This is a genomic window from Neorhizobium sp. DAR64872/K0K18 (assembly GCF_050500175.1).
GTDB lineage: Bacteria > Pseudomonadota > Alphaproteobacteria > Rhizobiales > Rhizobiaceae > Neorhizobium > Neorhizobium soli.
The window spans coordinates 1,469,034-1,483,081 of sequence record NZ_CP191446.1; the positions used below are offsets into that span (position 1 = coordinate 1,469,034).

Genomic DNA, 14,048 nt, shown 5'->3' on the forward strand with positions numbered 1-14,048 from the left:
GCCGCGAAAGCGGCCGGAAACCTGTTCTGGAGCTCAGGGTTCATGGACCATAACGAATTTTTCCCGCCTCATGATGGCGTGAGCCTGCGCGAGCTGGCCGCCCATCTTGGGGTTGAACTGCTTGACGAGCGTGCCGGTGACGAACTGGTACGGTCTGTCTCGCCCGTCGCGCGTGCGCGCAAAGGCGATATCTGCTACATCCTCTCCAGGAAAAGCCGCGCCGATCTCGAGACCTGTGAAGCGTCGGCAATCCTTTGCGATCCGGGCCTGAAATCCATCATTCCAGATCACATTCCGGTGCTTGCGACGAAGAAGCCGCATACGGCTTTCGCAGAGGCCGGCGCGCTTCTGCATCCCATCGCGCTTCGTCCATCTCCGGTAACATCGCAGTCCGGCATTTCTCCGGCGGCCTTTGTCGATCCGACGGCGAGGCTCGAGCCTGGTGTCGAGATCGAGCCCATGGCGGTGATCGGTGCGCGTGTCGAAATCGGCAGCGGCACACGGATTGCTGCCGGCGCCGTGATCGGTGCTGACGTGAAGATCGGCCGCGACTGCACGATCGCCTCGGGCGCCAGCGTGCTGTCGGCATTGATCGGCAACAACGTCATCATCCACAATGGCGCCCGGATCGGTCAGGACGGCTTCGGCTATGCGCCCGGCCCGAAAGGCATGCTCAAGATCGTGCAGGTCGGTCGTGTCATCATCCAGGATCACGTCGAGATTGGCGCCAATACGACGATCGACCGCGGCACGATGGATGACACTGTGATCGGCGAGGGCACCAAGATCGACAATCAGGTTCAGGTCGGCCATAACGTCCGCATCGGTCGCCATTGCGGTATTGTGTCGGGCGTCGGCATTGCCGGATCGACCCGTATCGGCAATGGCGTAATGATCGGTGGTGCGAGCGGCGTTAACGGTCACATCTCGATCGGTGATGGCGTGCAGATCGCAGCGATGAGCGGCGTGGTCGCCGATATCCCGGCCGGGCAGACCTATGGCGGAATTCCGGCGCGGCCGATAAAAGACTTTTTGAGAGACATGGCGGAGATCATGTCGCGTTCCGATGACCGGGCGAAACGCCGAGGAGATAAGAAAAATGACGGATGAGACCAAGCCGGAGCTCGGCGCGGCCGACATTCAGGAAATCATGCGCCTTCTGCCGCATCGCTACCCGTTTCTCCTGGTCGACAAGATCATCGAGATCGATGGCGACAGCTCGGCTGTTGGCATCAAGAACGTGACGGCAAACGAGCCCCATTTCACCGGTCATTTTCCCGAGCAGCCGATTATGCCGGGCGTTCTTCTCGTCGAGGGCATGGCACAGACTGCCGGCGCGATCTGTGCGCGCAAGCAGGGTGGGGCTGGCAATCTCGTCTACTTCATGACGATCGACAACGCGCGTTTCCGCAAGCCGGTCGTGCCGGGTGACCGCGTGGAATTTCATGTCGTCAAGCAGAAGCAGCGCGGCAATATATGGAAGTTTCATTGTGACGCCAAGGTCGATGGTCAGCTGGTTGCGGAAGCCGATATCGGCGCCATGATGCGCAAGGAAAGCGAATGAGCATGATCTCGGCCAGCGCGCGCATCCACCCTTCGGCCGTGGTCGAGGATGGCGCCGTGATTGGCGAGAACGTCGTCGTTGGACCGTTCTCCCATGTCGGCCCGCGCGTGGTGCTGAAGGACAATGTCGAGCTCATCTCGCATGCGGTAGTCGGTGGCAAAACCGAGATCGGCAAGGGATGTCGGATCTTCCCGATGGCGGTCATCGGTGGTGTGTCGCAGAGCCTTCACGAAGCTGGTGAGGATTCGAGCCTGACCATTGGCGACAACTGCACGATGCGCGAAGGCGTGACGATGAACACCGGTACGACGGGCGGTGGTGGCAAGACGGTCGTTGGTGACAATTGCCTCTTCCTTGCAAATTCGCACGTCGCGCATGATTGCCAGCTCGGCAGCCATATCATCATGTCCAACAACGTGATGCTGGCTGGTCACGTGCAGGTCGCCGATCGTGCGATCCTGGGCGGTGGCTGCGCCGTTCACCAGTTTACCCGCATCGGTCGGCAAGCCTTCATCGGTGGACTTTCCGCCGTCAACTACGACGTCATTCCGTTCGGCATGCTGAACGGCAATCCCGGTCTTCTGGGTGGCCTGAACGTCGTCGGCATGACCCGCGCCGGCATTGATCGCGCAACGATCCATATCGTTCGTCGCGCATTCAAGAAGATCTTCGAAGGCGAGGCAAATGTTCGCGCCAATGCCGCAGCGATCCGCGACGAGTTTGCCGATTGCCCGGAGGCCATGGAAATCATCGATTTCATCACAGCCGATAGTGACCGCGCGATCTCATCGCCTTTCCGCAGGAAGGGCTGATGGTCGCGGCCGGCGCCCCTGGCCAAGCGCGAGAGGGCCGGCTGGCGATTATCGCCGGTAAAGGCTTTTTGCCAGCCTACCTGGCGGATGCCGCACGTGTTGCAGGCGAAGATCCGTTCATCATCCAGCTGAAGGATGAGGCGGATCATCGCTTTGACGGGTTCGACCATGTGTCGCTCGGCGTCGGCGATCTTTCAGGGATCGAGAAGAGTTTTCGAGAAAGAGGCATCCGTCGCGTCGTGATGTCGGGCGGCGTCGCAAGGCGCCCTGAATGGCGGGACATTCATCCAACCTTCAAGACCCTGATCAAATTGCCCTCCGTCGTGCGCACACTGCTATCAGCCGGCGATGACGCAGTGCTGCAGATGGTGATCAAGTTGATCGAGGCCATGGGTTGCGAAGTTCTGGGTGCCCACGACATCGCGCCGGGCCTGCTGGCGAAGGTCGGTCCGCTTGGCCAAGTGTCTCCAAGCGGTGACGATCTGCGCGATATCGAACGCGGTGTCGAGGCTGCGAGTGCGCTCGGCAATCTCGATATTGGCCAGGGCGCTGTCAGCGTCGGCGGCCGCGTTGTGGCACTCGAAGGTGTCGAGGGAACTGACCGGATGATGCAGCGCGTTGCCGAACTGCGCGCCGAGGGACGTATCTCCACGCGTCGCAAGGGCGTGCTCGTCAAGCTCTGCAAGCTCCACCAGGATATGCGCGCGGACCTGCCCACCATCGGGCCATCCACCGTCGAACATGCCGTCGCGGCCGGGCTGGCGGGGATCGCCGTGGAAGCGGGCAGGGCGCTGGTGCTGGAAGAAGCAAAGCTGATCAAAGCTGCTGACGCCCACGGCATTTTCGTCTGCGGCATCGATCAGGCCCTTCCGTCGAGAGGATTGTGATGAACCAAGGTTTGAAGGTTGCGATCATCGCCGGCGAAGTGTCGGGCGATCTCTTAGGGGCAGACCTCATCGCAGCACTGAAGGCGTCCTACGCCGGTCCCGTCGAACTGATCGGGGTGGGCGGTGATGCACTGTCGGCCCAAGGCCTTCAGTCGCTGTTCGATTTCTCCGAATTGTCGATCATGGGCATCACCCAGGTGCTCGCGCGTCTTCCCAACCTGATCCGTCGCATCAACCAGACGGCGGCTGCGATCGTCGCCGCAAAGCCCGATGTGCTTGTCATCGTCGACAGCCCTGACTTTACCCACCGAGTGGCAAGAAAGGTGAGGGCGGCCCTGCCGGATCTGCCGATCGTTGATTATGTCTGCCCCAGTGTCTGGGCCTGGAAGGAATATCGTGCCAAGGCGATGCTCTCCTATGTCGACCTCGTTCTTGCCGTCCTTCCGTTCGAGCCGGAAGCGATGCGGAGGCTGGAGGGTCCGCAGACAGTGTTCGTCGGTCACCGGCTGACCAATGATGCGGATCTCCTGAGGGTCCGTGCTGCGCGCGCCGAGAGGCCGGTCAAGACCTCCGCCGACAAGAAGACGATCCTCTTGCTTCCGGGCTCCCGTTCAGCCGAAATCAAGGCACTCCTACCCGTGTTCGGCGAGGCTGCGCGCGAGTTTGCAGATCGCAATGGTGAGACCCGGTTCCTGCTTCCGACGGTACCGCGCCGGGAAGAACTGGTGCGGAAGATGGCCGCAGATCTGCAGGTTCATGTCGAGATTACCACGGATACAGCCGGAAAATGGGCTGCCTTCGCAGAGGCGGACGTGGCGCTGGCGGCTTCAGGGACGGTTATCCTGGAACTGGGGCTTGCGACGGTTCCTGTTGTCTCAGCCTACAAAACGGACTGGCTGATCAAGCTTCTGGCCGGCCGCATCAAGATCTGGACCGGCGCGCTTCCGAACCTGATCGCCGACTACCCGGTCGTTCCCGAATATGTCAACGAGGTCGTGCGACCCGGAAGCCTCAGCCGCTGGGCGGAACGTCTGTCCGCCGACACGCCGGAGCGCCGTGCGATGCTCGACGGGTTCGCACTTGCCTGGCAGAGACTGGACGTCCCTGTTCCGCCTGGAGAGGCCGCAGCAGGTGCGGTACTCGAACTGTTAGACAACAAAAAACCCGTTCATCGCTGAACGGGTTTTTCTATTCGCAAAGCCTATTACAGCGCTTAGCGCTTCGAAACGGGCGTGTAGTCACGCTGCGCTTCGCCGGTATAGAGCTGGCGCGGACGACCGATACGCTGCTGCGGATCTTCGATCATTTCGGCCCACTGGGCGATCCAGCCGACGGTACGCGCAAGCGCGAACAGAACGGTGAACATCGTCGTGGGGAAGCCCATCGCCTTCAAGGTGATGCCCGAATAGAAGTCGATGTTCGGGTACAGCTTCTTCTCGATGAAGTAGGGGTCCGTCAGAGCAATCTTCTCGAGTTCCATGGCGACCTGCAGAAGCGGATCGTCCTTGTGACCGAGTTCCGCCAGCACTTCATGCGTGGTCTTCTGCATGATCTTGGCGCGCGGATCGTAGTTCTTGTAGACGCGGTGACCAAAGCCCATCAGACGGAACGGATCGTTCTTGTCCTTGGCACGGGCGATGTATTCCGGAATCTTGTCGACGGTCCCGATCTCGGTCAGCATGTTGAGCGCTGCTTCGTTGGCGCCGCCATGAGCGGGGCCCCAGAGGCAGGCAATGCCGGCAGCGATACAGGCGAACGGGTTTGCACCCGAGGAACCTGCAAGGCGAACCGTCGAGGTCGACGCGTTCTGTTCGTGATCCGCATGCAGGATGAAGATGCGATCCATGGCGCGCGACAGGACCGGGTTCACCTTGTATTCTTCGCACGGCACGGCAAAGCACATGCGCAGGAAGTTGGAGGCGTAATCCAGGTCGTTCTGCGGATACACGAAGGGCTGGCCGATATGGTACTTGTAGGCCATGGCGGCGAGCGTCGGCATCTTGGCGATCATGCGCAGCGACGCAACCATCCGCTGGTGCGGATCGGTGATGTCGGTGGAATCGTGATAGAAGGCCGAGAGAGCGCCCACGCAACCGCACATGACGGCCATAGGATGCGCATCGCGGCGGAAGCCGGTGAAGAAGCGGCTCATCTGCTCGTGAACCATGGTGTGCATGGTTACGCGATGATCGAAGTCCTTCTTCTGGGCAGCCGTCGGCAGTTCTCCATAGAGAAGCAGATAGCAGGTTTCCAGAAAGTCACCCTGTTCAGCAAGCTGCTCGATCGGGTAGCCGCGATGCAGGAGAACACCCTTGTCGCCGTCGATATAGGTGATCTTGGATTCACAGGATGCAGTCGACGTGAAGCCGGGGTCGTAGGTGAAGGCACCGGTTTGCTTGTACAGGGCTGCGATATCGATAACATCCGGCCCAATCGTGCCCGATCGCACCGAGAGGTCGACTGTCTTATCACCAAGTACGAGATTTGCGCTTTGTTCCGTCATTCTGATCCTCCAACCTGTTGGCGGCATGGCGCCCAGAAAGCGCCATAAGAGTTAAGCGTCGCAAGTTAGCTATATGATCCTAAAGGTGATGCCAAGCGCTCCTGCAACATTTTGTGCAGCGCGAAAATAATTTAGGCAGGACACGTTTAAAAGATGCCCAACCTCATGGTGTAAGAGGCCGTAACGTGAAGGAAAACCGCAGCTTGGCGAATGTGTTGACGAGGAGAATATAAACGCGCAGGTTGCGTTTATCAATCACCGTCTCTGCAGCGGAGCCGGCGGGATAAACCATCATGGCGAATGGCGGAGCGATTTTTGAAGCAGCCAGCAGCAAGCCGATGATGCTTGCTTCGACACCCCACGCAATCGCACTCTGGACGCCCGAATCGGCATCGCAGACAATGCCCGCGGAAGTCCGGAATAATGGTCGAAACGACCATCATTCCGAGGATGTTTTCCTGGGATATGTGATCAGAGACCGGCCCGTTTCCAAATGGCTGAGCACGTCGTTGAGCGAGGAGGTTTCCCACGGTCATGGGTTCCTCTTCCTGCCTGTCTTGCTGGGTGCCGGCGCTGCGATCTGGTTCGCACTTCCTTGGACGCCATCGCCATTCATTCTCGCAACCATGCTTGCGATCTCGATGGTGACCGCAGGGCTGACACGGTATCGCGCGCATCCACTGTCTCGTGCCAACCTTGTAATCTGCCTGCTTCTCTCCGGTTCTGCACTGGCGGCGCTCGAAACGTGGCGGTGTTCGACGGTCGTGCTCGATTCGCCCGTCACGACGACTATCAGCGGGATTGTCGAACGACGCGAAGCCGATGCACAGCGCCGCTGGCGCTATATCCTCAGGATCGAGCAGACATCTGAGCCCTCGCTTTCACGACCGCCACAGCGCGTCTCGGTTCTTGCCAGAAGCCAACACGAACCTGCAGACATCGGAGAGCGCGTTTCCGGCCGTGCCCGTCTGTCGCCACCCTCTGGCCCGGCGCTTCCCGGATTGAACGATTTCGCCTTCTCCTCCTACTTCGATCAAATCGGGGCTGTTGGCTTCTTTTACGGCGCGCCTAGCGTACAACCGGCGATCGATGACCAACCCGGGTTATGGTCGGACATGCAGCGAGGGCTTTTTGCGCTTCGCAGCGCAATCGGCAATCGCATCCGCGATACGGTCAAGGGGGATGCGGGCGCTTTTGCTGCCGCAATCGTGACCGACGAGCGCCGTGCAATTTCCCGTGAGACGACCGAGGCGCTTCGTCTGTCCGGGCTGGCCCATATCGTCGCGATCTCAGGCCTGAACATGGCGCTGGCAGCCGGTATCTTCTTCGTCGGCGTCCGCTCCGTCCTGTCGCTGTTTCCAGGCTTTGCGCAGGCCTATCCGATCAAGAAGTTTGCCGCGTTCGGTGCGCTTGCCATGGCGACCGACTATTACCTGATTTCCGGGTTCGGGGTTTCCGCCGAGCGGGCCTATATCATGATGGCGGTGATGCTGGTCGCCGTGCTCGTCGATCGACCCTCCATCAGCCTTCGCAACGTCGCCCTTTCGGCAATCATCATCCTCGCCATCTCGCCGTCGGAGATTTTGGGTCCGAGTTTCCAGATGTCGTTTGCGGCAACCGCGGCACTGGTGGCAGGGTTCGCCCTCTGGACGCGATATTTCGCGAAAGGTAAGGAGGAGACAAAAGGTAGCAACCGGTGGATAACGGGTGTCGCGGCGACGTTCCATTTCATTGCCGGGATCGTGGTGACGTCGCTGATCGGCAGTACGTCGACGTCGATCTATTCGATCGAGCATTTCCACCATCTGACCACCTACGGCCTCGCGGCCAATCTCGCGGCCATGCCGATCATTTCCTTCGTGGTGATGCCGGCAGGGCTTGTTGGCATGTTGCTGATGCCGTTCGGGCTGGATGCTCCCTTTCTGTTCATCATGGGCGAGGGGCTGCGGATCGTCATTCGCATTGCCGAGATCGTCGCCGCATGGGGCGGCGATATTGCCATCGGCCGGCAGAACCCGCTTTTCCTGCCGCTGGCGACGGCAGGCTTTCTGCTTCTGACGCTGCTGCGCACGCCGCTGAGGCTGACAGGCGCGCTGTTCATGGCGGTGGCTTTGCTCTTTGCGGTCCGCTCAGGCTCGGCGCCGAGGCCTGATATCGTCATATCCGAAGACGGCGCATCGGTCGGCGTGATCAAGGATGACAAGATCACCCTCAATCGAACCCGACCGGCGGGATTTATCTTCGATCAATGGCGGCGAGCGCTGGTGCTTGAGACCGGAGAACAACCGCTCGCCTTGCCGGTTCTTGCCTCTTCGGAACCAGCGCGAGGTGCCAGCCTTGCGAAAAGCGATGACAAACGCCCTAGACCACATTCGCGACCGGATTTGACGCGCCGGGAAATCGAATATGTCAGGGGCTTTCTTCAAGCATTCACGCCCGGACGATTTGCCTGTCTGCCGAAAATCCTGTGCGCGGCGCAGACTGCTCAGGACATCCGGATCGTCACTGTCGAAGACAACCGATACACCGGTCTTGCCTGCGATTTCGGTCGGATCATCGTCTCGCCCGGCGCACGCTTCGATACTTGCCGCTCCGGCGCCTTGCTTCTCAGCGGGCGGACGTTGCGCCGGACTGGCGCACTGGAAATCACCATTATTCCGAACGCGACAGCGCCAGACATCAAGATTACGGCGGCGATGCGAGACAGCGCACAGACCTCAAGCCGTCCGTGGACCGTCCACCGGTTCTATGACTGGCAAACGCGACAATTCGACTTTGGCATCCCGGAGGCTGTTGCTGCGCATCTCCGGGATGACACCGTTCTTAATGATAGCGGCGAATAAGGCCGACAAGCTTACCCTGGACCTTCACCCGGTCGGGGGGGAAGATGCGGGTCTCGTAAGCCGGGTTTGCCGCTTCCAGTGCGATCGAGGCACCCTTGCGGCGAAACCGCTTCAGGGTCGCTTCTTCCTCATCGACCAGGGCAACGATGATATCGCCTGGACTTGCGGTGCTGGTATTCTTGATGATGACGGTATCGCCATCGAGGATGCCGGCATCGATCATCGAATCGCCCTTCACTTCGAGCGCGTAATGATCGCCGGAACCCAGCATCTCGATCGGAACGGCGATGTCATGGGTGTTGTTCTGGATCGCGGAGATCGGCACGCCGGCAGCGATTCGACCCATGACCGGGATGTTTGTCGAGAACGGATTGTCCGCCATGACCGGCGCCGGCTTCTGAGCGACGACCGGTTGCGTTTTGCCGAGGCTTCCCTCGATGACACTGGGAGAAAATCCCCGTCGCGGATGAAGGTTCGCCACATAGGCGTCAGGCAGCTTGATCACTTCGAGCGCGCGTGCTCTGTTCGGCAGACGGCGAATAAAGCCACGCTCCTCGAGCGCGGTGATCAGCCTGTGGATGCCGGACTTCGATGCAAGGTCGAGAGCGTCCTTCATTTCGTCAAACGACGGCGGCACGCCTGATTCTTTCATCCGCTCGTGGATGAACAGAAGTAACTCCTGTTGCTTGCGTGTCAGCATGGACGGGACCCTCAGAATTGGAAACAAATGCAGAACGGACGCTATATGTTCTATCTGTGTTCCGCAAGCCCCAAATTTTTGCTCAAGAATAGTCTCATTTCAGCGTTCGATCACGTATTCAGTTCGTGCGCAGCACTTGCCGAGTTTCCCGCGATAGCCAATGTTCTGCGGAATAAGACTTTGGGGGTGTAAGTGGGTAACAAGTCAGTCGATCATTTGGTTCTGCCCGTTGCAGATCTGGCGTCAGCGCGGGGGAGGTTGACCGCTCTCGGCTTTACTGTGGCACCTGAAGGTGTTCACCCTTTCGGCACAGCCAATGCCTGCATATTCTTCGCGGATGGCTCGTACCTCGAGCCACTGGCCATTGTGAACCGTCGGCAAGCCTCGCTTGCGGCAAAACGAGGCAACGTGTTCACCGATCGCGACATCCGCTTCCGCGGCCAGCGGAAAAGGGAAGGTCTATCGGCGGTGGTCATCGGGACGCAGGATGCAGCGGCCGATCATATGCGTTTTGTGGACGGGCACATGTCTGCGGGCGAGATGCTTCAATTCTCCCGCCCGATGCAGTTGCCCGATGGTGGGGAGAGCGAAGTCTCATTCCGTCTGGCGTTCGCGGCAGTTCCCGAGGTCGATGACATCTTGCTGTTTTCCTGCCAGCGAATGGCAGCATTACCGGCAGATCGCGGTGGTCTTGATGAGCACGCAAACGCCGTTACAGGCCTTCGAGAGATCGTCTTTTCTGCAGATGACCCGCTGGAGTTTCTGCCGCTTTTCGAAACCGTGTTCGAGACTCAGCCCGAGCAAGGGAAAGACGGTCTGCGGATCGAAGCTGCCAATGCCAGCATCCGCATTCAATCCAACGACACGTTCAGCGACGAGTTCCGGTCTTCGATGAAGCCCTTGTTATCGTCGCGCCTCGCTGCGCGCGGGATCATCTTCAAGACCACCGATCTCGCCGTGACAGAGATCACCCTTGCTGCTAATGACGTCGCATTCATCCGCAGGGATGGCCGCGTGATCGTGTCGGCAGCCCCGGGGCAAGGTGTGGTTTTCGGTTTCGAGGAATAGTGAAATGACAGTCTCCGCCAATTCTGAAGTGTCCGTGGGCGAGGGGAGTTCGAAAGTCGTTTTTTCCAACACGGCAAAGCTCTCGCTGATTGCCGGTCCCTGCCAGATGGAAAGCCGTGATCACGCCTTCATGATCGCGGGTACGCTTGTCGAACTCTGCAAGAAGCTCGACATCGGCCTCGTCTACAAGTCCTCCTTCGACAAGGCGAACCGCACGTCGATCTCCGGCAAGCGCGGCATCGGGTTGGACAACGCGATGGCAATCTTTGCCGATCTCAAGAAGGAATACGGCTTTCCTGTTCTGACCGACATTCACACGGAAGAGCAGTGCGGCCTCGTGGCCGACACGATCGATATCCTGCAGATCCCCGCCTTCCTGTCGCGCCAGACCGACTTGCTGGTCGCGGCTGCAAAGACGGGTTGCGCGATCAACGTCAAGAAGGGGCAGTTTCTGGCACCCTGGGACATGAAGAATGTTCAGGCGAAGTTCCTCGAAAGCGGCAATCCCAATGTGATGCTCTGCGAGCGCGGTGCGTCGTTCGGCTACAACACTCTCGTTTCCGACATGCGTTCGCTGCCGATCATGGCGGCTCTCGGAAGCCCTGTCATCTTCGACGCAACCCACTCCGTGCAGCAGCCGGGCGGCCAGGGCGGCTCCTCCGGAGGCCAGCGCGAGTTTGTCGAAACGCTTGCCCGGGCAGCCGTCGCCGTCGGCGTTGCTGGCGTCTTTATCGAGACCCACGAAGACCCTGACAACGCACCGTCCGACGGTCCGAATATGGTCCACCTGAAGGACATGCCGCGGCTTCTGGAAAAGCTGCTGGCCTTCGACGCCATCGCAAAAGGCTGACGGCGTCGAAAAACCGCCGAATTGACTGGATTGTAATCCGCGTGTCATCGACGATCGCACAATGTCGATGACACGCCTGTTCGCTGAGCCTGCGAATTCAGGCTCGCACATCAACCGAGGAGAGACCCTTGACCGCCATTACCGACATCATCGCTCGCGAAATTCTGGACAGCCGTGGCAATCCGACCGTCGAGGTGGATGTTTATCTGGAAGACGGCTCGATGGGCCGCGCCGCCGTTCCGTCGGGCGCCTCCACGGGCGCGCATGAAGCCGTCGAACTTCGCGATGGTGGCAAGCGCTATGGTGGCAAGGGCGTCGAAAAGGCTGTCGAAGCCGTCAACACCGAGATCTTCGACGCGATCGGCGGCTTCGATGCCGAAAGCCAGATCCACATCGACAAGACCCTGATCGCGCTCGACGGCACCCCGAACAAATCGCGCCTGGGTGCAAACGCCATTCTCGGCGTTTCGCTTGCCGTTGCCAAGGCCGCCGCCGAATCGTCCGGCCTGCCGCTCTATCGCTATATCGGCGGCGCCTCCGCCCATCTTCTGCCGGTCCCGATGATGAACATCATCAATGGCGGCGCTCACGCCGACAACCCGATCGATTTCCAGGAATTCATGATCATGCCCGTCGGCGCTGAGACGCTGAAGGATGCCGTGCGCATGGGTGCAGAAATCTTTCACGTCCTCAAGAAGGAACTGGCAGCGCAGGGCCACAACACCAATGTCGGCGACGAAGGCGGTTTCGCGCCGGGCCTGAAGAGCGCGCCGGAAGCCCTCGACTTCATCATGAAGTCGGTCGAAAAGGCCGGCTACCGGCCGGGCGATGACGTCCACCTGGCGCTCGATTGCGCAGCGACCGAATTCTTCAAGAACGGCAAGTATGAGCTGGAAGGCGAAGGCCGTTCGCTGGAGCCCGAAGCAATGGCGGATTACCTGGCAGAACTTGCCGGCAAGTACCCGATCATCTCGATCGAAGACGGCATGTCGGAAGACGACTGGGCCGGCTGGAAGTATCTCACCGACAAGATCGGTTCCAAGGTTCAGCTCGTCGGCGACGACCTGTTCGTGACCAACTCGGCCCGTCTGCGCGATGGGATCCGTCAGGGCACAGCCAACTCGATCCTCGTCAAGGTCAACCAGATCGGCTCGCTCACCGAAACGCTCGATGCTGTCGAAACAGCGCACAAGGCAAGCTACACGGCCGTCATGTCGCACCGTTCGGGTGAGACGGAAGACTCGACAATTGCCGATCTCGCAGTTGCCACCAACTGCGGACAGATTAAGACCGGTTCGCTGTCGCGCTCGGATCGTCTGGCCAAGTACAACCAGCTCATCCGCATCGAGGAAATGCTGGGTCCTCAGGCTGCCTACGCGGGCCGCTCGATCCTCAAGGCCTGATCATTCCGGTCGACTGAGGCAAAATATTCGAGAGCCCGCGCCACTTGCGCGGGCTTTTGCGTTTTACAATTCGTGATCACACCGTACCAAAAACCGATAGGTCAGTATTGTTGACCTGTCGGAACTTATGTAAACCGAAGCCAAGAATATTGAAATAAAAGGAAACGCCCGTGCTTGATTGGGACCATATTTTCGCGACGCGCTCCAGCCGCATGAAAGCCTCCGAGATCCGCGAATTGCTGAAGCTGCTGGAGCAGCCGGACATCATTTCGTTCGCCGGCGGCATTCCGGATCCGGCACTGTTTCCGGCCGAGGAATTCCAGAAGGCCTATGCGGATATCTTCTCAGGCGCTCAGGTGAACTCGGCGCTGCAGTATTCGGTCAGCGAAGGCTACAAGCCGCTACGCGACTGGATCGTCGCCGATGTCGCCAAGATCGGCATCGACTGTACCGCCGACAACGTTTTCATCACGTCAGGCTCCCAGCAGGCGCTCGATTACCTCGGCAAACTGTTTCTGTCGCCGAACGATACGGCGCTGGTGACATGGCCGACATATCTAGGTGCGCTCTCCGCATTCAACGCCTATGAGCCGACCTACGATCAGCTCTCGGTCAACGGCAACCGCACGCCGGAAGCCTATCGCGAGACGGCGTCGAAAGCCGGTGGCTCGGTGAAGTTTGCCTATCTGTCTGCCGACTTCTCCAATCCGACCGGCGAGACGATCGATCTCGCAGGCCGCGAAAAGCTTCTGGCACTCGCCGACGAACTCGATATCGCGATTCTCGAAGATGCCGCATACCAGAACCTGCGCTTCGATGGCGAACCGGTTTCGCCGATCCTCGCGCTCGATATTGCCCGCAGCGGCGGTATCGAAAAGACCCGCACGATCTACAGCGGCAGCTTTTCCAAGACGCTGGCCCCCGGTCTGCGGGTCGGCTTCGTGATCGGAGCGATGCCGGTCATCCGCAAACTGGTGCTGTTGAAGCAGGCGGCCGACCTGCACTCTTCGACGATCAACCAGATCGCCGTCGAGCATGTCGCTTCGCGCGGTTTCGATGAACAGGTTGCCAAGATCAAGCGGGTCTATAGCGGTCGCCGCGATTCCATGCTGGCGGCACTTGCGAAATACATGCCGAAGGGAACGACCTGGACAAAGCCCGAAGGCGGCATGTTCGTGTGGCTGACGCTTCCGGAGGGCATGGACGGTGCCGAGCTTCTGGCGAAGTCGCTGGCAACCGAAAAGGTCGCCTTCGTGCCCGGCAAGGCGTTCTACGCCGACGGCAGCAATGCCAACACGCTGCGCATCAGCTTCTCCTGCGCCAACGACGAGATGATCGACGAGGGCATAAAGCGGCTCGGTCGACTGATCGGCAATGCCGAGACCCGCGAGCACGAAGCGCTCCCGATCATCTGAATA

Annotated in this window: 12 protein-coding genes; 10 read left to right on the forward strand and 2 right to left on the reverse strand. The window is 59.7% G+C overall.

The window, feature by feature from the left end:
- Positions 1–42 precede the first annotated feature (42 nt).
- Genes lpxD through lpxB form a run of 5 tightly spaced genes read left to right on the forward strand, consistent with a single transcriptional unit; the run spans position 43 to position 4,441 of the window.
- The gene (lpxD, locus tag ACQY1P_RS12555; protein ID WP_092662185.1) at positions 43–1,110 is read left to right on the forward strand and encodes a UDP-3-O-(3-hydroxymyristoyl)glucosamine N-acyltransferase; all 1,068 of its coding nucleotides are present in this window, start codon (positions 43–45) and stop codon (positions 1,108–1,110) included.
- The gene (gene fabZ / locus ACQY1P_RS12560) at positions 1,100–1,564 is read left to right on the forward strand and encodes a 3-hydroxyacyl-ACP dehydratase FabZ (RefSeq protein ID WP_062457291.1); all 465 of its coding nucleotides are present in this window, start codon (positions 1,100–1,102) and stop codon (positions 1,562–1,564) included. Before lpxD ends, fabZ begins: the two co-directional genes overlap by 11 nt.
- Positions 1,561–2,376, forward strand: a complete 816-nt coding sequence (lpxA, locus tag ACQY1P_RS12565) for an acyl-ACP--UDP-N-acetylglucosamine O-acyltransferase (RefSeq protein WP_062580424.1) — start codon at positions 1,561–1,563, stop codon at positions 2,374–2,376. Before fabZ ends, lpxA begins: the two co-directional genes overlap by 4 nt.
- A complete protein-coding gene (locus ACQY1P_RS12570; RefSeq protein WP_062580426.1) occupies positions 2,376–3,263 on the forward strand; it encodes an LpxI family protein in 888 nt (295 codons plus the stop codon). The genes lpxA and ACQY1P_RS12570 overlap by 1 nt, the downstream gene beginning before the upstream one ends.
- The gene (lpxB, locus tag ACQY1P_RS12575) at positions 3,263–4,441 is read left to right on the forward strand and encodes a lipid-A-disaccharide synthase (RefSeq protein ID WP_430256483.1); all 1,179 of its coding nucleotides are present in this window, start codon (positions 3,263–3,265) and stop codon (positions 4,439–4,441) included. The genes ACQY1P_RS12570 and lpxB overlap by 1 nt, the downstream gene beginning before the upstream one ends.
- A gap of 35 nt (positions 4,442–4,476) precedes the next feature.
- On the opposite strand, the gene gltA is transcribed toward lpxB, so the two are convergent.
- Positions 4,477–5,766, reverse strand: coding sequence for a citrate synthase (gene gltA, locus ACQY1P_RS12580; RefSeq protein WP_062457278.1), 1,290 nt, complete (start codon positions 5,764–5,766; stop codon positions 4,477–4,479).
- A gap of 293 nt (positions 5,767–6,059) precedes the next feature.
- Between gltA and ACQY1P_RS12585 the strand changes: the two genes are divergently transcribed.
- Positions 6,060–8,609, forward strand: coding sequence for a ComEC/Rec2 family competence protein (locus ACQY1P_RS12585; protein ID WP_325265849.1), 2,550 nt, complete (start codon positions 6,060–6,062; stop codon positions 8,607–8,609).
- Here ACQY1P_RS12585 and lexA read toward each other — a convergent pair.
- Entirely contained in the window at positions 8,590–9,309 is a 720-nt protein-coding gene (gene lexA / locus ACQY1P_RS12590; RefSeq protein ID WP_062457274.1) for a transcriptional repressor LexA, read from the reverse strand. The two genes, ACQY1P_RS12585 and lexA, sit on opposite strands and share 20 nt — an antisense overlap.
- A gap of 192 nt (positions 9,310–9,501) precedes the next feature.
- Between lexA and ACQY1P_RS12595 the strand changes: the two genes are divergently transcribed.
- The 4 genes from ACQY1P_RS12595 to ACQY1P_RS12610 all read left to right on the forward strand — a co-directional run bounded on the left by ACQY1P_RS12595 (position 9,502) and on the right by ACQY1P_RS12610 (position 14,045).
- The gene (locus tag ACQY1P_RS12595) at positions 9,502–10,377 is read left to right on the forward strand and encodes a VOC family protein (RefSeq protein ID WP_430256484.1); all 876 of its coding nucleotides are present in this window, start codon (positions 9,502–9,504) and stop codon (positions 10,375–10,377) included.
- A 4-nt stretch (positions 10,378–10,381) separates the two neighbouring features.
- Entirely contained in the window at positions 10,382–11,227 is an 846-nt protein-coding gene (kdsA, locus tag ACQY1P_RS12600) for a 3-deoxy-8-phosphooctulonate synthase (protein WP_430256485.1), read from the forward strand.
- A 128-nt stretch (positions 11,228–11,355) separates the two neighbouring features.
- Entirely contained in the window at positions 11,356–12,630 is a 1,275-nt protein-coding gene (gene eno / locus ACQY1P_RS12605) for a phosphopyruvate hydratase (RefSeq protein WP_062457265.1), read from the forward strand.
- A 170-nt stretch (positions 12,631–12,800) separates the two neighbouring features.
- The gene (locus ACQY1P_RS12610; protein ID WP_113110926.1) at positions 12,801–14,045 is read left to right on the forward strand and encodes an aminotransferase class I/II-fold pyridoxal phosphate-dependent enzyme; all 1,245 of its coding nucleotides are present in this window, start codon (positions 12,801–12,803) and stop codon (positions 14,043–14,045) included.
- Positions 14,046–14,048 lie beyond the last annotated feature (3 nt).